Annotated in this window: 23 protein-coding genes; 12 read left to right on the top strand and 11 right to left on the bottom strand. The window is 70.1% G+C overall.

The window, feature by feature from the left end:
* The first annotated feature begins 144 nt into the window (after nucleotides 1-144).
* Nucleotides 145-345 (top strand): hypothetical protein, encoded by a 201-nt coding sequence (locus tag SALPAC2_RS0109690; RefSeq protein WP_018216464.1) that lies wholly within the window; start codon nucleotides 145-147, stop codon nucleotides 343-345.
* Nucleotides 345-1,142 (top strand): site-2 protease family protein, encoded by a 798-nt coding sequence (locus SALPAC2_RS0109685; RefSeq protein ID WP_026184586.1) that lies wholly within the window; start codon nucleotides 345-347, stop codon nucleotides 1,140-1,142. Before SALPAC2_RS0109690 ends, SALPAC2_RS0109685 begins: the two co-directional genes overlap by 1 nt.
* Before the next feature lie 84 nt (nucleotides 1,143-1,226).
* Here the strand turns inward: SALPAC2_RS0109685 and SALPAC2_RS0109680 are convergent, their stop codons facing one another.
* The 5 genes from SALPAC2_RS0109680 to nadA all read right to left on the bottom strand — a co-directional run bounded on the left by SALPAC2_RS0109680 (nucleotide 1,227) and on the right by nadA (nucleotide 9,649).
* Nucleotides 1,227-2,225: an aldo/keto reductase family protein gene (locus SALPAC2_RS0109680; RefSeq protein ID WP_018216462.1), complete on the bottom strand. Its 999-nt coding sequence runs from the start codon at nucleotides 2,223-2,225 to the stop codon at nucleotides 1,227-1,229.
* Between the two features lie 119 nt (nucleotides 2,226-2,344).
* The gene (locus tag SALPAC2_RS0109675) at nucleotides 2,345-5,785 is read right to left on the bottom strand and encodes a tetratricopeptide repeat protein (RefSeq protein ID WP_026184585.1); all 3,441 of its coding nucleotides are present in this window, start codon (nucleotides 5,783-5,785) and stop codon (nucleotides 2,345-2,347) included.
* Nucleotides 5,786-6,193: 408 nt separating this feature from the next.
* The gene (locus SALPAC2_RS0109670; RefSeq protein WP_026184584.1) at nucleotides 6,194-6,787 is read right to left on the bottom strand and encodes a DUF3043 domain-containing protein; all 594 of its coding nucleotides are present in this window, start codon (nucleotides 6,785-6,787) and stop codon (nucleotides 6,194-6,196) included.
* A gap of 95 nt (nucleotides 6,788-6,882) precedes the next feature.
* Complete coding sequence (gene murA, locus SALPAC2_RS0109665) at nucleotides 6,883-8,331, bottom strand: UDP-N-acetylglucosamine 1-carboxyvinyltransferase (RefSeq protein WP_026184583.1); 1,449 nt, start codon at nucleotides 8,329-8,331, stop codon at nucleotides 6,883-6,885.
* A gap of 118 nt (nucleotides 8,332-8,449) precedes the next feature.
* A complete protein-coding gene (gene nadA / locus SALPAC2_RS0109660) occupies nucleotides 8,450-9,649 on the bottom strand; it encodes a quinolinate synthase NadA (RefSeq protein ID WP_018216458.1) in 1,200 nt (399 codons plus the stop codon).
* Between the two features lie 68 nt (nucleotides 9,650-9,717).
* Between nadA and SALPAC2_RS0109655 the strand changes: the two genes are divergently transcribed.
* The 3 genes from SALPAC2_RS0109655 (at nucleotide 9,718) to SALPAC2_RS0109645 (ending at nucleotide 12,491) form a co-directional block, all read left to right on the top strand.
* The gene (locus SALPAC2_RS0109655; protein WP_018216457.1) at nucleotides 9,718-10,854 is read left to right on the top strand and encodes a glycerate kinase family protein; all 1,137 of its coding nucleotides are present in this window, start codon (nucleotides 9,718-9,720) and stop codon (nucleotides 10,852-10,854) included.
* 138 nt (nucleotides 10,855-10,992) lie between these two features.
* A complete protein-coding gene (erpA, locus tag SALPAC2_RS0109650) occupies nucleotides 10,993-11,355 on the top strand; it encodes an iron-sulfur cluster insertion protein ErpA (RefSeq protein WP_018216456.1) in 363 nt (120 codons plus the stop codon).
* A gap of 158 nt (nucleotides 11,356-11,513) precedes the next feature.
* A complete protein-coding gene (locus SALPAC2_RS0109645; RefSeq protein ID WP_018216455.1) occupies nucleotides 11,514-12,491 on the top strand; it encodes a carbohydrate kinase family protein in 978 nt (325 codons plus the stop codon).
* Nucleotides 12,492-12,525: 34 nt separating this feature from the next.
* Here SALPAC2_RS0109645 and SALPAC2_RS0109640 read toward each other — a convergent pair whose 3' ends face one another.
* On the bottom strand, nucleotides 12,526-12,756 hold the full coding sequence (locus SALPAC2_RS0109640; protein ID WP_018216454.1) for a sulfurtransferase TusA family protein: 231 nt from the start codon (nucleotides 12,754-12,756) through the stop codon (nucleotides 12,526-12,528).
* Complete coding sequence (locus SALPAC2_RS0109635) at nucleotides 12,753-13,904, bottom strand: cysteine desulfurase family protein (RefSeq protein ID WP_018216453.1); 1,152 nt, start codon at nucleotides 13,902-13,904, stop codon at nucleotides 12,753-12,755. Before SALPAC2_RS0109635 ends, SALPAC2_RS0109640 begins: the two co-directional genes overlap by 4 nt.
* A 191-nt stretch (nucleotides 13,905-14,095) precedes the next feature.
* Here SALPAC2_RS0109635 and ctaC point away from each other — a divergent pair, with 191 nt between their 5' ends.
* Complete coding sequence (gene ctaC, locus SALPAC2_RS0109630; protein WP_026184581.1) at nucleotides 14,096-15,067, top strand: aa3-type cytochrome oxidase subunit II; 972 nt, start codon at nucleotides 14,096-14,098, stop codon at nucleotides 15,065-15,067.
* 10 nt (nucleotides 15,068-15,077) lie between these two features.
* Complete coding sequence (locus tag SALPAC2_RS0109625) at nucleotides 15,078-15,503, top strand: cytochrome c oxidase subunit 4 (RefSeq protein WP_018216451.1); 426 nt, start codon at nucleotides 15,078-15,080, stop codon at nucleotides 15,501-15,503.
* Between the two features lie 139 nt (nucleotides 15,504-15,642).
* Here the strand turns inward: SALPAC2_RS0109625 and trpD are convergent, their stop codons facing one another.
* From trpD to SALPAC2_RS0109610, 3 genes are all read right to left on the bottom strand, one after another.
* On the bottom strand, nucleotides 15,643-16,704 hold the full coding sequence (gene trpD, locus SALPAC2_RS0109620) for an anthranilate phosphoribosyltransferase (RefSeq protein WP_018216450.1): 1,062 nt from the start codon (nucleotides 16,702-16,704) through the stop codon (nucleotides 15,643-15,645).
* Nucleotides 16,705-16,781: 77 nt separating this feature from the next.
* A complete protein-coding gene (locus SALPAC2_RS0109615; protein ID WP_018216449.1) occupies nucleotides 16,782-17,177 on the bottom strand; it encodes a response regulator in 396 nt (131 codons plus the stop codon).
* Between the two features lie 91 nt (nucleotides 17,178-17,268).
* Nucleotides 17,269-18,237 (bottom strand): cytochrome c oxidase assembly protein, encoded by a 969-nt coding sequence (locus SALPAC2_RS0109610; RefSeq protein ID WP_018216448.1) that lies wholly within the window; start codon nucleotides 18,235-18,237, stop codon nucleotides 17,269-17,271.
* A 107-nt stretch (nucleotides 18,238-18,344) separates the two neighbouring features.
* Here SALPAC2_RS0109610 and ctaE point away from each other — a divergent pair, with 107 nt between their 5' ends.
* From ctaE to SALPAC2_RS0109585, 5 genes are all read left to right on the top strand, one after another.
* On the top strand, nucleotides 18,345-18,944 hold the full coding sequence (gene ctaE / locus SALPAC2_RS0109605; RefSeq protein ID WP_018223187.1) for an aa3-type cytochrome oxidase subunit III: 600 nt from the start codon (nucleotides 18,345-18,347) through the stop codon (nucleotides 18,942-18,944).
* A 72-nt stretch (nucleotides 18,945-19,016) separates the two neighbouring features.
* Nucleotides 19,017-19,850, top strand: a complete 834-nt coding sequence (qcrC, locus tag SALPAC2_RS0109600) for a cytochrome bc1 complex diheme cytochrome c subunit (protein WP_018216446.1) — start codon at nucleotides 19,017-19,019, stop codon at nucleotides 19,848-19,850.
* 67 nt (nucleotides 19,851-19,917) lie between these two features.
* The gene (gene qcrA, locus SALPAC2_RS0109595) at nucleotides 19,918-21,000 is read left to right on the top strand and encodes a cytochrome bc1 complex Rieske iron-sulfur subunit (protein ID WP_018216445.1); all 1,083 of its coding nucleotides are present in this window, start codon (nucleotides 19,918-19,920) and stop codon (nucleotides 20,998-21,000) included.
* Nucleotides 20,997-22,604: a cytochrome bc1 complex cytochrome b subunit gene (gene qcrB / locus SALPAC2_RS0109590; protein WP_018216444.1), complete on the top strand. Its 1,608-nt coding sequence runs from the start codon at nucleotides 20,997-20,999 to the stop codon at nucleotides 22,602-22,604. Before qcrA ends, qcrB begins: the two co-directional genes overlap by 4 nt.
* A 143-nt stretch (nucleotides 22,605-22,747) precedes the next feature.
* Nucleotides 22,748-23,428: a DUF4142 domain-containing protein gene (locus SALPAC2_RS0109585; RefSeq protein WP_018216443.1), complete on the top strand. Its 681-nt coding sequence runs from the start codon at nucleotides 22,748-22,750 to the stop codon at nucleotides 23,426-23,428.
* Nucleotides 23,429-23,535: 107 nt separating this feature from the next.
* Here SALPAC2_RS0109585 and SALPAC2_RS0109580 read toward each other — a convergent pair whose 3' ends face one another.
* Complete coding sequence (locus SALPAC2_RS0109580) at nucleotides 23,536-23,823, bottom strand: Lrp/AsnC family transcriptional regulator (RefSeq protein ID WP_018216442.1); 288 nt, start codon at nucleotides 23,821-23,823, stop codon at nucleotides 23,536-23,538.
* Nucleotides 23,824-23,841: the final 18 nt, after the last annotated feature.

Genomic DNA, 23,841 nt, shown 5'->3' with positions numbered 1-23,841 from the left:
CCCGCCTCCGGCCCGCCTCCCGCCCCGCTCCTCCCGGAGCTGCCCACATCCGCCTCGTAACGATCATGGCAGGCCGGACGTGCAGCCGTCGGCGGCGCGGCGGACTAGGCTGACGGGAGATCAGCGGCGAGGGGAGACACGCAGATGGCGTGGAGCTGGCAGTACGAGGGCGAGAACGGCGAACCGGCGTCGGGGCCGGCCGAGTCGTTCAGTAGCCAGGCGGACGCCGAGTCTTGGATCGGCCAGACCTGGCGGGAACTCGCGGCGGCCGGCGTAATCGCGGTCCTGCTTGTCGAGGACGACCGCGTGGAGTACCGGATGAGTCTGCAGCCCCCGGCGGAGTGATGGCCGGAGATCGTGCTGGAGGTGGGCCGCTGGTGCTGGGCGTGCCCCGGGCAGCGTTCCGCCCCAGCCCGGTCTTCCTCGGGCTGGTGGCCCTCTTCGTGCTCAGCGGGGTCCTGACCTGGCAGGGAGCTGGCAACGTCCGGGTGAACGTGTTCCTTTTCGTCGTCTCCGGGTGGCTGGTCTCACTCTGCCTGCACGAGTACGCGCACGCACTGGTGGCGTTCCGGGCCGGGGACCGTAGCGTCGCGCACCAGGGCTACCTCACCCTCAACCCACTGAAGTACAGCCATCCGCTACTGTCGATCGCTCTGCCGGTGGTGGTGGTGCTGCTCGGTGGTATCGGCCTGCCCGGCGGCGCGGTCTGGGTGGACCGGCACGCCATTCCGGGGCGGCTCCGGCACACCCTGGTCAGCCTCGCCGGCCCGGCCACCAACGTGGTGTTCACGCTGGTGCTGGTCATCGCCGTCCGGCTGGCAGCGGGCGGCGGCGGGCCGGTGCAGTTCTGGGCCGCGGTGGCACTGCTCGCCTTCCTCCAACTCACGGCGAGCCTGCTCAACCTGCTTCCGGTGCCGGGCCTGGACGGTGGCAACATGATCCAGCCCTGGCTCTCCCCGCAGTACCGGCGGGTGTACGACCTCTTCGCGCCGTACGGCTTTCTCCTGCTCTTCGCGCTGCTGTGGAACCCCCGGATCAACGGCTGGTTCTTCGGGACGGTCTTCGCCGTCGGCGACGCGTTGGGCCTACCGCCGGGCCTGTACGGGCTCGGCCTGGATCTGGTCCGCTTCTGGCAGGGCTGAAGCCCTGTGGGTGCCGCCGGTCATTCCGGTCGGCGCGCACGGCGGTGGGCCGGTCATGTCGGCTGGCCCACCGCCGTGGGCGGATCAGGGCCGCTGCGCGGGGGACTCGGTCCGGGCCGGGTCCCGCTCGACGACCGGCTCGACGATGTCATCGATGGCCTTGAGCAGGTCGGCGTCGAGCCGTACCCCGGACGCCTTGACGTTGTCGTGCACCTGCTCGGGGCGGGAGGCGCCGATGATCGCCGAGGAGACGTTCGGGTTCTGCAGCACCCAGGCGATGGCGAGCTGGGCCATGCTCAGCCCCGCCTGCTCGGCGAGCGGCTTGAGCTCCTGCACCCGGGTCAGCACGTCGTCGCTGAGCCACTTGGCGATGAAGCCCGCGCCGGACTTCTCGTCGGTGGCCCGGGAGCCCGCGGGTGGGGGGTGACCCGGCTGGTACTTACCGGTCAGCACACCCTGCGCCATCGGGGACCAGACGATCTGACCGACGCCCAACTCCTCGCTGGCCGGCACCACCTCGGCCTCGATGACCCGCCAGAGCATCGAATACTGTGGTTGGTTGGAGATCAGCGGAATCCGCAGTTCACGGGCGAGCTGGTGGGCCTGGCGCAGCTCCGTCGCCGTCCACTCCGAGACCCCGATGTAGAGCGCCTTCCCGGCGCGGACAACATCGGCGAACGCCTCCATCGTCTCTTCGATCGGGGTGCTGTGGTCGTACCGGTGCGCCTGGTAGAGATCGACGTAGTCGGTGCCCAGCCGGCGCAGCGAACCGTCGATCGACTCCATGATGTGCTTGCGGGACAGGCCCCGGTCGTTGCGACCCGGACCGGTCGGCCAGAACACCTTCGTGAACAGCTCGAGTCCGGCCCGCCGTTCGTTTTGCAGCGCCCGGCCGAGAACCTGCTCCGCCCGGGTGCCCGCGTACGCGTCCGCGGTGTCGAAGGTGGTGATACCGGCGTCCAGGGCAGCGCGGACACAGGCGAGGGCCGACTCCTCCTCAACCTGGGAGCCGTGGGTGATCCAGTTTCCGTACGAGATCTCGCTGACTATCAGGCCGGAACGGCCCAGGTGTCGGAATTCCATTCCCTGACCCTAACCCGGTGGCGCGCCGCCGACGGAGGGCACGGCTCGGCTCGCCGAACCGGTGCACCCGCGGGGATGGCCGTGGAGCTGTTGCTGGCCGTCCCTCCGGTCCGACCGGGTCAGAGGAGTGGCACCGCATCGGTGAGCAGCTGTTCGATCTCGGCGAGCACCCCGGCCTGGTCGGGCTGCGTCGGCTCGATCAGCGGTCTGCCCTGCCGGTCCAATGCTCCCCATCGACCGGCGGGGGTGGCTACCAGGTAGGCCACGGGGTGCACCACCAACGCCGGGTGCGCCGGCGGCACGATCACCCGGCCCGTCCGGTCCACCACGCCGTACCGTCCGGCCAGGTCAACGACGGCCAACCCCTCCTCGGTGAAGCCATCCACCTGCCCGCCGGCGGCGAGCATGGTGGCGAACCCGTGGTACCGGGTCGGTACCACCAGCCGGCCGGCGCGATCCACCGCGCCCCACCCCTCGCGCCGGACCACGGCGATACCCCGTCGGAACGGGCGCACGTCGGTGAAGCCCGGTGGCACCACGACCTCGCCCTGCGGGTCGATCGCACGCCAGTCACCGGGTTCGCCCTGGGACACCCAGGCCAGTCCGTCGGCGAACGGGCGGACCACCAGCCAGGACGCTGGCAACACGGTGCTGCCGGCTTGATCGAGCAGCGACCACCGTTGGTCATCCGGGTGGCGAACCCAGGCCAAGCCCTCCCGGAACGGCTGCGCCTCCGCGTACTCCGCCGCGATGGCCAGGTCACCGTCCGGGTCGGCGTACCCCCAGAGATCGCCGTCGCGCGCCGGCACCGGCGGCTGGTCCGGCTCCAGCAACTCCGCCCTGCTACGGGGGTACGGTCCGAAGCCGGTCTTTGCGGCCCGATCGGCGACCACGTCCAGACTCACCCGCACCCGGTCCAGCAGTTCCGGATCGGCGGTGCCGCGTAGGTCCAGAGCCCGCTCGAAATGCAGGCAGGCCTCGATCAGTCGACCTTGGTCAACGCAACACCGTCCCGCATGTTCGTGCAGCGCCACCCGTAGCCGGTCGGGCAACTCCGGCGAGTTCGCCTGGGCGAAGAGCCGGTCGGCTTCGTCGTACTCGCCCCGCCACCGCAGCACGTGTGCCAGCCGGGCCTGCGCGAGAGCGGACCGTCGCAACTCACCGGTGGCCTCCGCGTAGGTCAGGGCCAGTCGGCCGTCTGCCAGCGCCTCGTCCAGGTCACCGGCTGCCCGGGAGGCCACGGCCCGCAGACTGAGCAGCCGGGCCCGGGACCGGTTGTCCATGGCCGTGCCGAGCTTCTCGGTCAGCCGGTGTCGGATATTCCGGAACTGCTGGGGGTCGGGGATGACCTCGCGGAGCGTAGCCGGGTCCAGTCGCCAGGGAAGGCTGGCCAGCACCCGTTCGGGGTCGCCCGGTGGGGCGGTGTCGTTGACGTCCGGGGCCTCCGGTGGGTCACTCCGGTCCGTGGTGGTGGATGGAACCGTTGTGGGAGCGGCTGCCGTCTCCGGCGGGGGAGCGGTCGCTGCCTCCGGCGCGGGAACTTCCGTCGGTTCCGCCGCCTCCGTTGAGTCGGCCTCCGTTGAGTCGGCCTCCGTTGAGTCGGCCTCCGGCCGCGGCGTGGGGGGCGCGGGGAGCACCTGGGCCGGTTCCGGCGTGACCGTCGCCGCGGCCAGGTCTACCGGCATCGAGGTCGCTACAGTCTCCGGTTCCGGCTCTGGCTCCGGCTCCGGCTCCGGCTCCGGCCCCGGCTCTGGCCCCGGCCCCGGCTCTGGCCCCGGCTCCGGCATCGCCTCCGGCTCCGGCTCCGGCTCCGGCATCGGTTCCGGTCCCGGGACTGGCCCCCGGTCCGTTGCGACCGGTGGCAACGCGGTCTCCGAATCCGACGAGGCGGGCTCGGTCGTGGGAGCTAGTTCCACCGCTGGTGCCCGTTCCAGGTCAGCGTCGGCTTGCGCCGGGTCTGAGTCTCCTGTCGGGGCAGCGGCTGCGGACGGGGCAGGATCCTCGTTCGGGGCTTCATCGCCGCTGCCGAGGACGTCAGCGGCGCCGGCCGGGACGGCGTCGGCTGGCTCGGTCTCATCCGATGCGGGGTTGACGGATTCCGTCTTCTCCTCGGCGACGCTGGCGGGTTCCGCGTACTCGGTCGTGGCGCCGGCCGCTGTTGCCGAGAGCGGTGACGGGGCGGCTGGTGCGTTGTCGGGCGGGTGGGATGCGGCCGTCGACGGCGGTGCGTCGGGGCTGGAGGGGTCGGTGGTGGGGGTGAGCGGCTCGGCGGGGGCGGTTGGCTCGGTGGGGGTGGCCGGTCCGAACCAGACGCTTGGCCCACTTGGGCCTGGTGCGGGCCGGACGGGATCGGTGGTGGGCGGTGGTGGAACGTACCGCTGCGGCCGCGGTGCCTTGATGGCTGGTGTCGGTCCGGCCGCCTGGGGAGGCGACGGCGTCGGTCCAGGAGGCACGCCGGTGACCGGGCGGTCCGGGTCCGGATGGGGCGGCGGGGCCGTCCCGGCGCCGCCGGACACCGGTTGGCTGGGCATGCCGGATATCGGTCGGCCAGATGGGGGCGCCGACGTGCTTGTCGGGGGACCGGCCTGAGGCGGTCGGTGGGGTGGCGGGAGGTGCGGTCCGGGTGGTGTGCCGCGTTGGGGGTTCTGCTGGTTCGGGCCCGGCTGAGCTGGGTACCAAGGGCGCCCGGTGCCGGGCCGCCGGTTGGGGTGCGGCTGCTGCTGGCCGGGGTGCCAGTCGGGATGGTGGGCCGGTCCGGGTGCCGGGTCACGGTGCGGGTGGACGGTGCCGTGCTCGGCCGAGGGACCGGGGCTGGTCGGGTTACCAGGGCCGGATTGCCGTCGTGGGTATGGGTCAACCCGTCCGTCCCGGCATGACTGGGGCCCGTCCGGCCGCGGGCGCCCACCGTCGTTCTCGGGCGGTGCGCCGAGCCGACCAGGTTCGGGGCCGGTTGACCGCCCCCACGGGTAGCGGGTCCGAGGTGGCGGCCCCCCGGCCTGCCGACCGAGGGGGTAGCGGTCGGGTCCCTGGGGTCGCTCCTCGTCCGGTTCGGGAATCCAGCCCGGTTCCGGCTGCTGGGCGGGGGAGACCGGTTGACTCCGTCCCGCGGGCTCGTGCCACGGAGCCCGTCCGTCGTGCCGGTCCGGGCGGGCGTGGTGACTGAGCCCGGAGCCGGTGCGCTGGCTGTCCCGCTCCCGGCCGGGGTTGCCGTCGCGGGAACCGCCCGGCGCCGGGCGTCGGCCTCGGTCTGCTACCCGGGGTGTCTCACCCGGCCATCGGCGGCGCGGCTCCTCGTCCTGGTGGGCGCGGTGGTCGTCCGATTCATCCCAGGAGCGGCCGGTGTAGGTCCCATCAGGGCGGGTGGGCGCCAGCGGGGGCACCGTGGCTCGGCCGACAACGGCAGCTCGCCCGCGCGGGGCAGGCGGTTGGGTGTGCTCGACGCCGATGTCACCGGGGTAGCGCTGGCCGGGGAACTGTGGATGCCACTCGTTCGTCGGTTCGACCATCCAGGACGGCTCGGCGGTCCGGTGCCACGGGTCGTCGTAGCCGCCGCGACTCATCCGTGCGCCCCGTCGGGGTGGAGGAGGGGGCTGCCCTGGCCCGCAAGTGGTTGGGCAGGATCCGTCGGGGGCGTCGGTTTGCTTCCGGGCGCGCCCCGATGACCGGCTCGCGTCCGCTCGCTCACGGCGATTGTCACCTCGTTGCACCTTGTCGCGCTGGGCACCCCGCCGGCGGTAGCGTCTTCCGTCCCGCAAGGCGTGGTTGCGGAAGGAGGGTAGCGGCGCGGGCTCGGTCGCCGCCACTGCGGCGCCCGCGCGGGACCCAAACGTTATCCCATGTTCCGGAAATTTGGGTGAAATCCGGACCAGAGTTTCGATTCCGGTAGCGTCAGCGCCCCGCCGGATGCCGTACGGGCATCGGGCCGAGGTGTCGGCAAGGGGCGGGCGGGTGCTCGCTGGCGGGCACCGTCAGATCGGGTCGCCGATGGCGACGCGGGGTACGGGGGCCCGCATCCGGCGAGGGCTGATCGACCGCATGATCGCGTAGAGGTAGAGCGAGCCCAGCCGTTGCCCGGTATTCGGGAAACGCTCCCGGACCAGCTTCTTGATCTTTCGTGAGATCAGGACCGAGTCGACGATCAGGGCGAACGCGAGCATCACCCAGAGGATGTTGGAGCCCGTTCGGACCACCGGCGGCATCGCCTGGTTCGAGCCGAGCAGCACGATCAGTGCGCCACCCAGGAACCAGGTGCCCACCGTGCGTCGGGAGTCGACCACGTTGCGGACGAGCAGCCGCTCCGGCCCCCGGTCGCGGGGGCCGCCCTCGCGGCGGAACTCCGCGGCCGACTCGGCGCGCAGTCGGCGGCGCTCCGCGCGTCGCTCTTCCTTACTCAGCGACTTGACCACCGTGGTGGGGCGCCGCCCGGTGCTGGGTCGCTTGGGCGTCTCCCGCCCCTTCGCCGGCGTGTAGCCCCGGGGCTGGGCGGCAGGCTCCTCCTCGGGCGTCACCGGCGTGGTGGACTCGTCGAGCAGGTCAGTGGCTTTGCGACGAAACAGGGGCACGTAACAAGCGTAGCCAAACGCCCGCGCCCGGTGCACATCGCGGTGCACCGGGCGCGGGCGTCAGGAGCGGGCGGTGCCGCCCGGGGTGGTACGGGTCACGGGCGCTCGACGTGTGCGCCTAGGTCGGAGAGCTTCGCCTCGAAGTCCTCGTAACCACGGTTGATGAGGTCGACGCCGTACACCCGGGAGGTGCCTTCGGCGGCGAGCGCCGCGATCAGGTGGCTGAACCCGGCCCGCAGGTCGGGGATGACCAGATCGGCGGCGTGCAGCTTACTCGGCCCGGCGATGACTGCCGAGTGCTTGAAATTGCGCCGGCCGAAGCGACACGGCGTGCCTCCCAGGCAGTCCCGGTAGACCTGGATGTTCGCACCCATCGAGTTCAGCGCCGAGGTGTAGCCGAGTCGCTGCTCGTACACCGTTTCGTGCACGATCGAGAGGCCACGGGCCTGGGTCAGCGCCACGACCAGCGGCTGCTGCCAGTCGGTCATGAAACCCGGGTGTACGTCGGTCTCCAGTGCGACCGACTTCAGCTCCCCGCCCGGGTGCCAGAATCGGATACCGCCCTCCTGGCCCGGGTCGTTCAGCCGGGGTGGGCGGGCGTCGGTGACCTCGTACTCGCCGCCAACCGAGCGGAAGATGTTCAGGAACGTCATCATGTCGGCCTGTTCCGCGCCCAGCACCTCGACGTGGCCGCGGGTGGCCAGCGCGGCGGCGGCCCAGCTGGCCGCCTCGATCCGGTCGGGGATCGGGCGGTGCGAGTAGCCGTGAAGCTTCGGCACACCCTGGATCTCGATCACCCGGTCGGTGTGCACCTTGATGATCGCGCCCATCTTCTGGAGGACGCAGATCAGGTCGATGATCTCCGGCTCGACCGCCGCGTTCCGCAGCTCGGTGACGCCCTCGGCCATCACCGCGGTCAGCAGCACCTGCTCGGTGGCGCCGACGCTCGGGTAGGGGAGCGCGAATTTCGTGCCGTGCAGGCCGTTCGGCGCCGACAGGTGTAGGCCCTCCGGCTGCTTCTCGACGGTCGCCCCGAACTCGCGCAGCGCCTGGAGGTGGAAGTCGATCGGGCGGGGGCCGATGTGGCAACCGCCGAGGTCGGGGATGAAGGCGCGGCCAAGCCGGTGCAGCAGTGGCCCGCAGAACAGGATCGGGATCCGGCTGGAACCGGCGTGCACGTTGATCTGGTCGGTGCTGGCGCTCTCCACGTTGGCGGGGTCGAGGACCAGCGCGCCGTCCTCGTCGCCATCAGTGACCTTGACCCCGTGTACGCCGAGCAGGCCACGGACGACCTCGACGTCACGGATCTTCGGAAGGTCGTAGAGCCGGCTTGGGCTGTCACCAAGCAGCGCGGCGACCATTGCCTTGGAGACGAGGTTCTTCGCGCCGCGTACGCGAATTCGTCCTTCCAGCGGAGTGCCTCCGTGTACGACCAGGACGTCGTCGGTCAACGCAACCTCCAGCGCGTCGAGTGGTGCCGGGTATCGGTGGGGTTGGATGTCCTGCGATCTGCGATGACAGGGGTCGGGGACCGGGACACCCACAAGTCGTCGCCCAGGGCAGCATAGCCCTCTGTGACGAAGGCGGACTCGATCAGATCGCCCTTGGCGGTAGCTATCGGCGTTCTGGCACTTTTTGCGCCAGAGTCGATACGGACAGTTATCACACTCCGCTTGGTGGCCGGTTCTCCGTTCCGGGCAGGGCGAGCATCTGGTCCAGCGCGACCCGCGCCTGGTGCGCGGTCTCCGCGTCCACCGTGATCTGGTTCACGACCCGGCCGGCGACCAGCTCCTCCAGCGCCCACACCAGATGGGGTAGGTCGATGCGGTTCATCGTCGAGCAGTAGCAGACCGCCCGGTCCAGGAACATGATTTGCTTGTCCGGGTTGGCCAGCGCCAGCCGGCGGACCAGGTTCAGCTCCGTCCCGACCGCCCACGCCGAGCCGGCCGGCGCCGCCTCGATCATCTTGATGATGTACTCCGTGGATCCGACGAAGTCGGCGGCGCGGACCACCTCGTGTCGGCACTCCGGGTGCACCAGCACGTTGACGCCCGGCACCCGCTCGCGTACGTCGTTGACGCTGTCGAGGGTGAACCGGCCGTGGACCGAGCAATGTCCCCGCCAGAGGATCATCCGAGCGTCACGTAGCTGCGCAGCGGTGAGCCCGCCGGTTGGCTTGTGCGGGTCGTACAGCACGCAGTCGTCCAGCGAGAAGCCCAGCTCCAGCACGGCGGTGTTGCGGCCCAGGTGCTGGTCGGGGAGGAAGAGGACCCGCTGGCCCTGCTGGTACGCCCACTCCAGCGCCCGTTTGGCGTTCGAGGAGGTGCAGACGACACCGCCGTTGCGCCCGACGAAGCCCTTGATGTCCGCGGAGGAGTTCATGTAGGTGACCGGGACGGTGCCTTCGGTGAGACCGAGGTCGGCCAGGGTCTCCCAGGCGGCCTCGACCTGCGGGAGCGCCGCCATGTCCGCCATCGAGCAACCGGCGGCCAGGTCGGGTAGGACAACCCGCTGCTGGTCCGTGGTGAGGATGTCGGCGCTCTCGGCCATGAAGTGCACGCCGCAGAAGACGACGTACTCCGCGTTCGGCCGGGCGGCGGCCTCCCGGGCCAGCTTGAACGAGTCGCCGGTCACGTCGGCGAACTGGATCACCTCGTCGCGCTGGTAGTGGTGGCCCAGCACGAAGACCCGGTCTCCCAGCTGCGCCTTCGCCGCCGTCGCCCGGGCCACCAGCTCGGGGTCGCTCGGTGCCGGCAGGTCGCCGGGACACTCGACTCCCCGTTCGGAGGCCGGATCGCTGCCCCGACCGAGCAGGAGGAGCGCGGTGGCGGTGGCGGAAGGTTCAACCCAGGTCGACGTCACGCCCCCTATGGTTCCACAGCACGACGGCGTCGCGACTGTCGCCGGTGTGTGCTGCCACACTGCTCGGCATGCGTGTGCTGCTCTGCCCGGACAAGTTCGCCGGCACCCTGTCGGCGTCGGCGGTGGCTGCCGCCGTGGCCGCCGGTTGGCGCTCGGTGGCACCGGACGACGACCTGCTGGTGCACCCCCTCGCCGACGGTGGACCGGGGTTCCTGGACGCGTTGGCCGGGGCGGTGGACGCCCGCCGGGTGCCGGTACCAACCGTTGACCCCCTTGGCCGTCCAGCGGCCGGTGAGATCCTGCTCACCCCGGCTGGCACCGGGTACGTGGAGAGTGCCCAGGCCTGCGGTCTGCACCTACTCGCCCCGGCCGAACGTGACCCGAGGCGCACCACCTCGTACGGGGTGGGGCTCTTGGTGGCCGCCGCGGTCGAGTACGGCGCTTCCGAGGTGGTGATCGGGCTCGGTGGCTCGGCCACCAATGACGCTGGTGCGGGCCTGCTCGCCGCCCTCGGCGTGACCGCGCTGGACGACGCCGGCGCGGCCCTGCCGTACGGGGGAGCGGCGCTGGCCGCTGTCGCGGCGCTGGACGGGGCGCCGCGGTTGCGGGACGCCCGGTTGGTCGCGGCCACAGATGTGGACAATCCGTTACTCGGGGTGCATGGGGCGAGCAACGTCTTCGGACCGCAGAAAGGCGCCGACCGGGCGGACGTGCTGCTGCTCGACGCGGCGTTGGAGCGGTTCGTCACGGTCCTCGAACGGGACCTACCCGGTTGCCCTGGTGATCTGGGCGTCCTGCCCGGCGGTGGGGCGGCCGGTGGGCTGGGCGCGGCGGTGCTCGCCCTCGGTGGTCGGCGCTCCTCGGGGATCGGCCTGGTCGCCCGCGCCGTCGGGCTGGACGCCGCGCTGGACAACGCCGACCTGGTGATCACCGGCGAGGGCTCGTTTGATCAGCAGTCCCTGCGCGGCAAGGTGGTCGCCGGAGTGGCCGGTGCGGCCCGGGACCGGGGCGTGCCGTGCGTGGTGCTGGCGGGGCGGGTGGGCGCGGGCCGGCGCGAGGCGGCCGCGGCGGGTGTCACCGAGGCGCACAGCCTCGTCGAGCACTACGGCGGGGCGGAGGACGGCGGGGTGGAGGCGGCGATTGGCCGGCCGGCGGACGGGCTGCGGGCCCTGGCGGCCCGGTTGGCCCGGCAGTGGAGTCGTTGACCGGACCGGGGTGCGGCTGGCGTCACCTGGGTGGCCCGGCAGCAAGCGGCTTACAATCGAAAGCCGGACCGCAGTGGGAATCGTTGACCGACGTGTTGGCCACGACGACCACACCTTACGTGTGCAGGGAGATTCCACGTGACCACGCCAGCGCAGACCGAGTCGACCGAGGCCCCCACGACCGTCATCCTCACCGACGTCGCGGCCCAGAAGGTCAAGGCTCTGATCGAGCAGGAGGGCCGTGACGACCTGCGGCTCCGGGTCGCGGTGCAGCCGGGCGGCTGCTCCGGCCTGCGGTACCAGCTCTTCTTCGACGAGCGGTCACTCGACGGCGATGTCGTCACCGACTTCGACGGCGTGGAGGTCGTCGTTGACCGGATGAGCGCCCCCTACCTGGGCGGCGCCACCATCGACTTCGCCGACCGCATCGACGCGCAGGGCTTCACGATCGACAACCCGAACGCGGGGAACTCCTGCGCCTGCGGCGACTCGTTCAGCTGACCGCTTCCCGGCGGGCCGGCCCGGTTCCTCAGCATGGGACCGGACCGGCCCCCGGTGGTTGTTACGGGAGTTGTCGATGGTTCATCTGAACGGTTACCTCGGGGTAGCCGGAGCGGTAGGCTGACCGACGCCCCGCTCCCGACACCCCAAGGGATGACATGAAGATCGCCGTGACCGGCTCGATCGCGACTGACCACCTGATGAGCTTCCCCGGCCGATTCGCCGAGCAGTTCATCGCCGACCAGCTCGACAAGGTGTCGCTCTCCTTCCTGGTGGACGACCTTGTGCTACGACGGGGCGGGGTGGCCGCCAACATCGCCTTCGGGATGGGCCAGCTCGGCCTGCGCCCGGTGCTGGTGGGCGCGGTGGGCGCCGACTTCGCCGACTACCGGTCCTGGCTGGAGCGGCACGGCGTCGACTGCGACTCGGTACACGTGAGCGAGATCGCCCACACTGCCCGTTTCGTCTGCACCACCGACACCGAGATGTGCCAGATCGCCTCCTTCTACGCGGGGGCGATGAGCGAGGCGCGCAACATCGAGCTGGAGCCGATCGCCCAGCGGGCCGGCGGTCTCGACCTGGTGTTGGTCGGCGCAAACGACCCGGAGGCGATGCTGCGCCACTCCGCCGAGTGCCGGGAGCGGGGGTACGCGTTCGCGGCCGATCCCTCCCAGCAGCTTGCGCGGATGCCGGGTGAGGACGTCGTCGCGCTGATTGAGGGCGCCGATTACCTGATGACCAACGAGTACGAGAAGTCGCTGCTGCAGAGCAAGGCCGGTCTCAGCGACGCGCAACTGCTCGACCTGGTCAAGGTGCGGGTGACCACCCTGGGCAAGCAGGGCGTGGAGATCGCCGGACGGGACATCGACCCGATTCATGTGCCGATCGCCCGCGAGATCCGTGCCGTCGACCCGACCGGGGTCGGCGACGGATTCCGGGCCGGCTTCTTCGCCGGGCTCTCCTGGGGCCTCGGCCTGGAGCGGGCCGCCCAGGTCGGCTCGTTGCTGGCCACCCTCGTACTGGAGGCCGTCGGCACCCAGGAGTACCAGCTCCACCAGGACCTCTTTGTCAAGCGGCTCGCCGACTCGTACGGCGACGCGGCTGCCGAAGAGGTTCGTTCGCACCTGGTGCCGTAGTCCCACCCCGGCGCTGACCCCCGGGCCCCGGGGGTCAGCGCCGGCGGCGAACGTCGAATCCTGGGCCGTCGGGGCCGTCCACCCGGCCCACGAACTCCTGACCTCGAAGCCGGCACCAGGCGGGCAGGTCCACCGCGGCGGCCGGATCGTCGGCCAGCACCCGGACGAGGGCGCCCACCGGCAGCTCGGGCAGGCGGCGGGCCAGCGTGATCACCGGTAGCGGACAGCGTTGCCCCCGGCAGTCGATCACCTCGGGCGCCGTCACAGCCCCACCACCCCGGCTTCGGCCCGCAACGCGCCCACGATCCCCGGCAATTCGGTCAGGAACCGCTCCACCTCGGCCTCGGTCGTGTCCCGGTGCAGCGAGACCCGAACATTGCCGTGCGACAACACTCCCATCGCCGCCAGCACGTGCGACGGGCGCAGCGTCGACGAGGTGCACGACGACCCGGAGGAGACGGCGAAGCCGCGCCGGTCCAACGCGTGTAGCAGCGCCTCACCATCCACGTACAGGCAGGAGAAGGTCACCAGGTGCGGAAGCCGATCTTCTGGATCACCGACCACCTCCACATCCGGCACCTCGGTCGCGACCCGAGCCCGGATCCGGTCCACCAGGCGGGCGAGCCGGGCCGACCGCGCCGCCGCGTCGGCCGCCACCGCGCGCAGACTTGCCGCCGCAGCGACGACCGCCGGTAGGTTCACCACCCCCGGCGTACGCCCTGCCTCGCGTTCGTCCATCGGCCACGGCGACTCCCAGCGGGTGCCCTTGCGGACCACCAGCAGCCCGACGCCCGGCGGTCCGCCCCACTTGTGTGCGCTCGCGGTCAGCACCGACCAGCCCGCCGGCACCGGAGCGTGCCCGACCACCTGTGCCGCGTCAACGTAGAGCGGCACTCCGGCGGCGGCGCAGACGGCACCGGCGGCGGCGACCGGCTGCACGGTGCCCACCTCGTGACTCGCGGCGATCAGGGCCGCGAGCGCGGTGCCGGGTGCCCCGACCGCCGTTGACCAGGCGTCCAGATCGATTCGGCCGACCCGGTTGACCGGGACCGATGTCGCCGTGCCGCCGCCAGCCACGTGCCGCTCGGCGGCGTGCAGCACCGCCGAGTGTTCGATCGCGGAATGCACCAGGCCGGAACCGGCCCGGCGTCGTCCGGCGAGCCCACCGAGGACGGCCGAGTGCGCAGCCGCCGTACCGCTTGGGGTGAACGAGAGCTCGTCTGGTCGGACGCCGAGCGTGGCCGCTGCGGCTTCCCGCGCCGCGTCCAGGAGTTGACGCGCCCGCCGTGCCGGGGCGTAGAGCCGTTGCGGGTCGGCCCAGCCGTCGTCGAGGGCGGCCAGCAGCGCCTGTCGGGCGACGGGGTGCAGTGGCGCGGCGGAGGCGGCGTCCAGGTAGACCGGAGAGGCGTTCACGGAGTTCCACGATATCGCCTCCGCTGTCCCGTGATCACCCCGATGGGGGCGGACAACCCCCCCAATCGGGTCCAGCCGGTCCTGGTCGAGTAATCTGCGACCGTCGGTGACCCCTTTGCCGCCGGTGTTGTAGCTCCACCGGCGGAGGCCGGCAGACAAAATGAGGCGGCGCGCTAGGGAGGCAGGACCAGGTGGTCGCAAGGAGTTCGGAGGTACGGCCGTCGGCCGTACGGCACAGCGCGTACTCGGGAGCCGGTGGGCGCCGGGTGCGGGGTGCCGGCCGGGTGGCCGGGCTCGGTCTCGGCGGAGCGGCACTGCTGGTCCTGCTCACGGGCTGCGATGTCGGCGCCGCGTTCGGCGGCTTCGGCTGGCCGCAGGGTGGCATCACCCCCGAGGCGAACCGGATGTACGACCTGTGGATCGCCTCGTGCATCGCGGCGCTCGCGGTCGGTGTCTTCGTGTGGGGCCTCATCTTCTGGTGTGTGGTGCGCTACCGGAAGCGGGGCAACGAGCTGCCGGTGCAGACTCGCTACAACCTGCCGATGGAGTTCCTCTACACCATCGCCCCGATCCTGATCGTGGCCGTGCTCTTCTACTACACGGCGATCGTGCAGACCGATGTGGGCAAGACCTCCCGGGACCCGGACGTCACCGTCGAGGTGGTCGCCTTCAAGTGGAACTGGCAGTTCAACTACCGCGACGGCCAGGGCGTGGAGGCCAACACGGTCGCTTCGGTCCTCGGCACCAGCGAGGTCATCCCGATCCTGGTGTTGCCCTCGGACCGGTCGATCCGCTTCGAGGAGACCAGCCGCGACGTCATCCACTCGTTCTGGGTGCCGGAGATGCTGTTCAAGCGCGATGTCTTCCCCGGCAGCATTCGCAACGTCTTCGAGGTCTCCAAGCTCGAGGGCGAGGGTGCGTACGTGGGCCGCTGCGCCGAGCTGTGCGGCACCTATCACGCCTTCATGAACTTCGAACTGCGGGTGGTCTCGCCGGAGAAGTACGACCAGTTCCTCGCCGCCAAGCAGGATGGACAGTCCACGCAGGCGGCGTTGACCGCGATCGGCGAGGATCCGTACGCGATGACCACGGAGCCGTTCGACACGCGACGCACCGAGTCGAACTTCAACCCCGACAAGTCGGCCAGCGGCGCGGGTAACTGAGGGAGCAGGCATGAAGACCGAGTGGCGCATCTTCCTCATCATCGCCGGGTTCCTGCTCTTCGCCGCGGCGCTCTATGGGGGCTGGACCTACGGTGACGGCGGCCAGATCGAATGGGTTGGCACCATCGCCCTGCTGTTGAGCTTCGCGCTCTGCCTGATGTGCGGCGGCTTCTTCTGGTTTGTCGCCCGGCGGATCGATCTGCGCCCCGAGGACCGGGCTGATGCGGAGATCGCTGATGGCGCGGGTGAGGTGGGCTTCTTCAGCCCGGGCAGCTACTGGCCGTTCGGGATCGCGCTGGCGGCCACGATCGCCGGTCTCGGCCTCGTGTTCTGGCAGCTCTGGCTGCTGGCTGTCGGCCTGCTGGCGGTTGTCTTCGCCGCCTGTGGCCTGCTCTTCGAGTACTACAGCGGCACCCGGCGCACCGCCGAGCACTGAGCACTACCAGTCGAACGGCCCGTTCCCGGCAGGGAACGGGCCGTTCGACGCGACACAACTGAGCCGGTCTGGCCTTGGCTGAGCTGCTCCGGCCTTGGCTGAGCTGGTCCGGTGACCGTGTGGTCGGTCTGCGTTTGGCTCAGACGGTCGCCGGCCGGACGGTCTGGGCGACCTCGATCCAGCGGTCCAGAGTCTGGGCCGCGGCGCCGGAGTCGATCGAATCGGCGGCGCGGAGGAGGCCGGCCCGGAGCGCCTCGGTCAGGTCTGTGTTCAGGGGCCCCTGGGTGGCGAGCGCGGCGGCGGCGTTGACCAGTACCGCGTCTCGCACCGGCCCGGTCTCCCCAGCCAACAGGCGGCGTACCGCGTCGGCGTTGTAGGCGATGTCGCCGCCACGGAGGTCGGCGAGGGTGGCCCGGGGTATCCCAAGGTCGGTCGCGTCGAGCACGGTCTCGGAGACCGTGCCGTTCTGTGCCGCCCAGACGCGGGTGGGGGCGGCGGTGGTGAACTCGTCGAGCCCGTCCTCGCCGCGCAGGACGAGAGCCGAGTCGCCGCGGGCGGCGAAGACGGCGGCCATGACCGGCGCCATCCGAGCGTCGAAGCAGCCGACCGCGCCGGCTCGGGGACGAGCCGGGTTGGTGAGTGGGCCGAGGAAGTTGAAGGCGGTTGGTACGCCCAGCTCCCGACGGACCGGGCCGGCGTGGCGCATTCCGGGGTGGAACCGGGCGGCGAAGCAGAAGCCGATCCCCGCCTCGGCGACGCAGGTCGCCACCGCCTCGGGGCCCAGGTCCAGTGGCAGGCCGAGGAATTCCAGTACGTCCGCGGTACCGCAGGACGAGGAGGCAGCCCGGTTGCCGTGCTTGACGACCCGTACGCCGGCACCGGCGACCACCAGGGAGGCCATGGTGGAGATGTTCACGGTGTGCGCGAGATCGCCACCGGTGCCCACCACATCCACTGCGGTGGCGCGTAGCTCCGCGGGTAGATCGACTCGAACGGCGTGCGTGAGCATCGCCTCGACCAGGCCGGAGAGCTCGGCGGGGGTCTCGCCCTTGGCCCGCAGCGCGACGGCGAAGCCGGCGATCTGCGCCGGGCCCGCCGATCCGGACATGATCTCACCCATCGCCCACGCGGTGTCAGCGGTGGATAGCTCGTCGCCGCGCAATAGCGCGGCGAGCAGGTGCGGCCAGGTCCGTTCGCCCATCGGGTCCTCCCAAGCGGTCCAGGGGTTGGATCCGGCACCGGCGGATCCGGCGCCGAGGCGGTGCCGGAGTGGGGACGTCAGGTCGGTGCGTGGGTCCGCAGCACTTCGGCAACGGTCGTGCCGGTGGCCACCGGATCGAGTGGGTGCACCAGGGTGGCGTCAACCTCGGCGTAGGCGGCGAGCCATCGGTCGGCGGCGCGAGCGAGCACCACGCAGGTGGGCGGGGCGTCGGCCCGGTCGTCCTTGATCTGCCGGGCGATGCCGAGGCCGCCGCCGGGGTGGGCCTCGCCGTCCAGGAGTAGGAGATCAATTTCGTAGTCGTCGACCAGCCGGATGCACTCGTCGTAGTCGGACGCGTCGACGAACTCAACCAGGAGGCCGGGTGCGGGTCGGGTGCCGACGGCGAGTCGCATCCGGTCCCGGACCTGTGGGTCGTCACTGTAGAGCAGGACAGTGCACCGACGATCGCTCATTGCTTAACTGGCTCCCACCTCGTAGCTATCTGCCGATCGTACCGGGCGTACCCAGCAGGGCTTCCGCGGGCGGTGCTCCCCGGCCCGGCGGTCAGCCCACCGCCGGGCTGGCCCGCTGTTCGGCCTCTTGGCGGTCCAGCTCGCGGTCGATCCGGCGGGCCTCCCGTTCGGCCTGGCGCATCCAGCGCACGATCAGCACCGCCAGCATGGTGACGCTGACGAACTCGCCGCCGGCCCAGAGGATGCCGCCGGCGATCACCTGGTCCTCCCACGGGTCGGCCCAGGTCAGGCCGAGCGAGGAATGCCAGTCGCCACCGAAGAGGGCGGTTGACTGCATGACGGTGAGTCCGAGCACGGTGTAGAACGGCACGGAGAGCAGCATCAGCAGCGCCCGGCCCGGGTAGGGCCAGCGGTTGGGCAGCGGGTCGAGCCCGAGCAGCGGCCAGAAGAGGACGCATCCGATCAGGAGTACGTGTGCGCGGACCAACTCGTGCGCCCACGCGTGTTCGAGCGTGTAGCGGTACAGGTCGGTGAAGTAGAGGGCGAACGGGGTGACCATGAAGATCGCGAAGGCGACCAGGGGGTAGCTGCAGAGCCGGGCGAACCGGCTGTGCACGAGCGTTCGCAGCCGTTCGCGCGGGTGCGGTGGCAACGCCTGTAGCGCCAGCGTGACCGGGGCGCCCAGGGCCAGGAAGATCGGTGCCACCATGGAGAGCACCAGATGCTGCGTCAGGTACACCGACAGCAGCGTCGTGTCGTAGGCCGCCAGCCCGCTGAGGGTCACCGTGGCGACACCGCCGAGGCCGGGGCCGAGGAAGAGTAGCGTTCGGGTTACCGGCCAACGGTGACCGCGCACCCGAAGCCGGCGTACACCGTAGAGGTAGAGTCCAGCTGCGAGCGCCAAGCCGACCGCGATCCAGCTGACCGGCTGCACCTCGGTGAAGATCGATGTAAGGCTGAACGGCGGTGGGACGGCCGCGGGTGCCGCAGGTGCGGCGACCGAGGTCGCGGCTGGTGCGGCGACTTCGGTAGCAATGGAGACTGGATCGACGCGCTGCACGTTTTCACCCTAGGTGAGGCTAAACGGACCCCCCCGATCGGGCTGCCCGGAGCACCGGTTTGGGCCCCCGCTGATCGCCGGCCTTGCTTAACGGCAATAATGACCGCGTGACTGCGGCCCCAGCGATTGACAAGAGCCGGATCCACTCCCTGACGCGACCCAACATGGTCAGCGTCGGGACGATCGTGTGGCTCTCCAGCGAACTCATGTTCTTCGCGGCGCTGTTCGCGATGTATTTCTCGATCCGTGCCGCGGCGCCGGAGCAGTGGGCGGAGCACACGCCGCACCTGAATGTTCCGTACGCGACGACGTTCACGGTGATTTTGGTGCTCTCGTCGGTGACCTGCCAGATCGGCGTGTTCGCCGCGGAGAAGGGGGACGTGCACGCCCTGCGGCGCTGGTTCACGATCACCTTCGTGATGGGACTGATCTTCGTACTCGGCCAGCTGAACGAGTACCGGGAGCTGATCCATGAGGGCGTCAAGATCAACGAAGATGGCTATGGCTCGATGTTCTACCTCACCACCGGCTTCCACGGCCTCCACGTGGCGGGTGGTCTGGTCGCCTTCGTCATCTTCATGATTCGCACCACCATGGGTCGATTCACGCCGGCACAGGCGACGTCGGCGATCGTGGTGTCGTACTACTGGCACTTCGTCGATGTGGTGTGGATCGCGCTCTACGGCATGATCTACTGGCTTCAGTGATCTTGGCGCGCCCCGAACCGCGCCGCTGCTTCGTCCCCTCATGCAAGGTCCAACCGGTTAAGGACACAGGTCATGACTTCTGACAACGACCGCCGACGCGGTCTGTTCGCGCGGTTGCGCGGGCGGCCCGCGGCGCGCAGCCGGGGCCGCCGCCGGCTGGGTGCCGCGGTCCGGCTGCTGGCAGCGCTGATGCTGGCCGGCGGCGCCTACACCGCCTTCGCCCCCAGCGTGCAGGCGCAGGACACGCCGATGTCCGGCGTCGCCGCGGACGGCAAGGCGCTGTTCAACGAAAGCTGTGTGAGCTGCCACGGTCGCAACGCGCAGGGCGTCGAGGGGCGCGGCCCGAGCCTGGTCGGTGTTGGCTCCGCCTCGGTCGAGTTCCAGGTGGGCTCGGGTCGCATGCCGATGGTCCGGCAGGAGGCGCAGGCGCCCCGCAAGCCCCCGGTCTTCACTCCCGATGAGATCCGTCAGCTCGGGCAGTACATCCAGGAGCTTGGCGGCGGCCCGGAGTTGCCGCCCGGCGAGGATCTCCACGAGGACGGCAACCTCGCCGCCGGTGGTGAGCTGTTCCGGATCAACTGCGCGCAGTGCCACGCCTTCGGTGGTGGTGGCGGCGCACTCTCCTCGGGTAAGTACGCGCCGACCCTGAAGCCGGCCAGCGACCGTCAGATCTACGCCGCGATGCTCAGCGGTCCGCAGAACATGCCGGTGTTCGGGGACAACCAGATCACGCCCGAGCAGAAGGCCGACATCATCGCCTACATCCAGGAGAACCTGAACCACAACCAGGACCCGGGTGGCTTCAACCTCGGCCGCTACGGCCCCTCGACCGAGGGCCTGGCGATCTTCCTGGTCGGCATCGTCGCGCTGGTCTTTACCACCCTGTGGATTGCGGGTAAGTCGTGACCGGGCGGTTCCTGACCAACATTGCGCCGGTGTCGCGGGTCGGCACCGCCCACAGCGAGGTGACGGCATGACCACCACTCACCCTGGACACGCGGGCGGCGACCAGCCGGTCGATCTGGATGATCCGGATCTCAGTCGCTTCGACATCGTCCGTGCGGGCGCCCGTGAGGACGACATTCAGATCGTGCACTACGAGCCGCAGGTCGTGCCGGGCAGCAAGGCCGAGCGGCGACTGAGCCGTACGGTCGCCCTGTTCTTCCTGCTGACCGGGGTCTCCGCGACCGCCTTCCTGGCGATCTACATCTGGTGGCCCTGGGAGTACGAGCTGGGCTACGGCGGCGACAAGTGGTATACGCCGTTGCTCGGCGTCACCCTGGGCATCTCCCTGCTCGGCATCGGCTTCGGCGTCCTCACTTGGGGCAAGAAGTTGCTGCCCAAGGAGGTGTCGGTTCAGGACCGGCATGAGGGCGTCAACGAGCGGGACCGCAAGATCACCGGACAGACGATGCTCTACATGGCGGATGAGCTGGGCGTGAAGCGCCGGCCGCTGCTGGGAGTCTCCCTGCTGGCCGGTCTCGCGCCGGTCGGCGCGGTGGCTGCGGCGCCGCTGGTGGGTGGCCTGATCTCACAGCCACACAAGAACAACCAGATGTTCACCACGGGTTTCGCGCCCACCGAGGGCGGACAGAAGATCCGGCTGGTCCGTGAGGACGGCCGCCCGATCCGCCCGGCGGACGTCAGCGCTGGTGGCCAGATCACCGTCTTCCCCGGCATCGAACACGGGGTGAGTAACAAGTACGCGGACTCGCCGGCGTTGTTGATCCACCTTCGGGACACGGATGCGCAGGAGGCCCGCGAGGCCAACGTGCGGATCGGCCACGACGACTTCATGTGGGGCAACTTCGCCGCCTACTCCAAGATCTGCACGCACGCTGGCTGCCCCGCCAGCCTCTACGAACAGCAGACCAACCGGCTGCTCTGCCCGTGTCACCAGTCGCAGTTCCTGATCACCGACAACGCGAAGCCCATCTTCGGTCCCGCCAGCCGTCGGCTGCCGCAGTTGCCGATCGTCGTTGACGACGAGGGTTACTTCGTGGCCACGTCCGACTACACCGAGACCGTCGGGCCCGACTTCTGGGAGCGGCCGTGAAGCGGCGCAAGTTTGAGATGGCAGCCGTCCCGGGGAACGTGGCCCGGGGAGTGGACGACCGTTTTCAGGCGGCCACCCCGCTCCGTCGGCTGCTGAACAAGGTCTTCCCGGACCACTGGTCCTTCCTGCTGGGTGAGATCGCGCTCTTCTCGTTCATCGTGCTGCTGCTCACCGGGGTCTTCCTGACCTTCTTCTTCGAGCCGGCGATGACCGAGGTGATCTACAACGGCAGCTACGCCCCACTGCGGGGCACGCCGATGTCCGCCGCGTACGCCTCCAGTCTGGACATTTCGTTCGACGTCCGCGGCGGCCTGATCATGCGGCAGATGCACCACTGGTCGGCCCTGTTGTTCATGGCCGCGATCGTGGTGCACATGCTGCGGGTCTTCTTCACCGGCGCGTTCCGCAAGCCGCGGGAGACCAACTGGATCATCGGCTCGCTGCTGTTCTGGGTCGGCTTCCTGGCCGGCTTCACCGGCTACTCCCTGCCGGACGACGGCCTCTCCGGCACCGGGCTCCGGATCGCCTCCGGCATCATGTTGTCGATTCCGGTGATCGGCTCCTGGGTCACGTCCTCGATCTTCGACGGCGAGTTCCCCGGAACGATCATCGTCAGCCGGTTCTACATCGCGCACGTACTGCTCATCCCCGGCTTGCTGCTCGCCCTGATCGGCGCCCACCTGGGGCTGGTCTTCAAGCAGAAGCACACCCAGTGGCCCGGCCCCGGCCGGACCAACGACAACGTGGTCGGCGAGCGGATGTTCCCGCGCTACGCGTTGAAGCAGGGCGGCTTCTTCATGGTCGTCTTCGGCGTGATCGCGCTGATGGCTGGCCTGTTCCAGATCAACCCGATCTGGCTGTTCGGGCCGTACGAGGCGTGGGTGGTGTCGGCTGCCAGCCAGCCCGACTGGTACGTCATGTTCCTCGACGGCTCGACCCGGCTGATGCCCGCCTGGGAGATCAACATTCCGATCGGCGACGGGTACGTCATCCCGCCGCTGTTCTGGCCAACGGTCGTGTTGCCCGGGGTGTTGGTGGGTATGTCCGTGCTCTATCCGTTCATCGAGGCGCGGCGCCTCAAGGACTACCGTAGCCACAACCTGCTCCAGCGGCCGCGGGACGTTCCGGCCCGAAGCGGGCTGGGCGCCATGGCCGTCACCTTCTACCTGGTGCTGGCGCTCTCCGGGGCGAACGATGTCATCGCCGACAAGTTCAATATCAGCCTGAACGCGATGACCTGGGGTGGCCGGATCGGTCTGCTGCTCCTCCCACCGCTGGCGTACTTCGTCACCTACCGGATCTGTCTGGGGCTACAGCAGCACGACCGGGAGGTTCTGGCGCACGGCGTCGAGACCGGCATTATCCGGCGGCTGCCGGACGGTCGGTTCGTCGAGGTACACCAGCCGCTCCACCGCGAGGACGGCGAGCTGGAGTACGTCGGCTGGGTGGTGCCGAAGAAGATGAACCGGCTCGGCGCGCTCGGCCCGGCGATCCGGGGCTTCTTCTACCCGATCGAGAAGCCCGCCGAGGCGCCGGTATCGCCGGCACCCCCGGTCGATTCGGACACCGAGCGTTCGGAGATCACCAGCGGCGAGCGCCGCTGACCTCACCCGCGACGTAGCCGCATGTGGCGCCCGCCGGAGTTTCCGGCGGGCGCCACGTCTGTTGGGCATACCTGGGCCGGGACCGAGGAATAACCCCGGCCAGCCGGGTATCCGTGCGGTCCAACGTCTCTAGGGGAGGACGAATGTTGGGATTCAAACGCCTGGGCCTGCTGGCCGCGTTGGTGCTGGTGGGTATCGCACCCGCCGCGGCCGCCCACGCCGCGGCGCAGCCGTCACAGCAGGACACCCAGTACCTGCAGGCCCTACACCAGGTGAATCAGTTTGAGATCGGCAAGGGGGAGCTGGCCGGGCAGAAGGCCCAGGACCAGGGGGTCAAGAATTTGGGCCAACAGATCGGGACTGACCACACCCAACTGGACGAGACGGTCCAACAGGTCGCCAACCAGCTCGGAGTCGAGCTGTCGAGTGAGCTGACGGCCGACCAGCAGGACGCCACCGACCAGATGAACAACGCCAGTGGCGAGGAATTCGACCAGCTCTGGGTGACCAGTAACCTGACCGCTCACGTCCAGGCCATCCAGGCCACCCAGACGGAGATCTCGCAGGGCTCCGAGCCGTCGGTGATCGAGCTTGCGCAGACCGCGCTGCCGACCCTGCAGACCCACTACGACGAGTTGGTCGAGCTGGCGAACCAGCTGGGTGTCCCGGTCCCGCAGAGCACCGGCACCGGCACCCCGAGCCCGGGTATGACCACTCCGGGCCCGGGCACCACCACCGAGAGCCCGGCTCCGGGTAGCACCACCGAGTCACCGGCTCCGGGCGGCGGTACCGGCACTGAGACCCCGGCTCCGGGTACGAGCTGACCACGATGAGGTAGGCCCGGACAACGATAAGGTAGGTCGACGGCTGGTCCACCCCGGACGGGGTGGACCAGCCGTCGGCTGGCAGTGGCTGCGCCCTGTGCCGGCCGTCAGTCAGCGGTGGCGAGGCCGATCGCGAACGTCTGCTCGAGGTCGTGCTGCGAGTACGCGCGGAACGCGATGTGGGAGTCGGTGTTCAGCACCCCCGACACCTTGGAGATACGCCCCGCGATCACCTCAGCGATCTGCTCGAACTCGCGGACCCGGACTATCGCGACCAGGTCGACCTGTCCGGCCACTGAGTAGACCTCGCTGACGCCGGGCAGGGCGGCGAGCGCCTCCGCCACCTCGGGGATCGAGTCGGTGGCGCAGTCGATCAGGACAATCGCGGTGATCACGGGAGTTCGCTCCGTTCG

Source organism: Salinispora vitiensis (assembly GCF_000378825.1).
GTDB lineage: Bacteria > Actinomycetota > Actinomycetes > Mycobacteriales > Micromonosporaceae > Micromonospora > Micromonospora vitiensis.
This window is presented reverse-complemented; position numbering and strand designations above follow the sequence as displayed.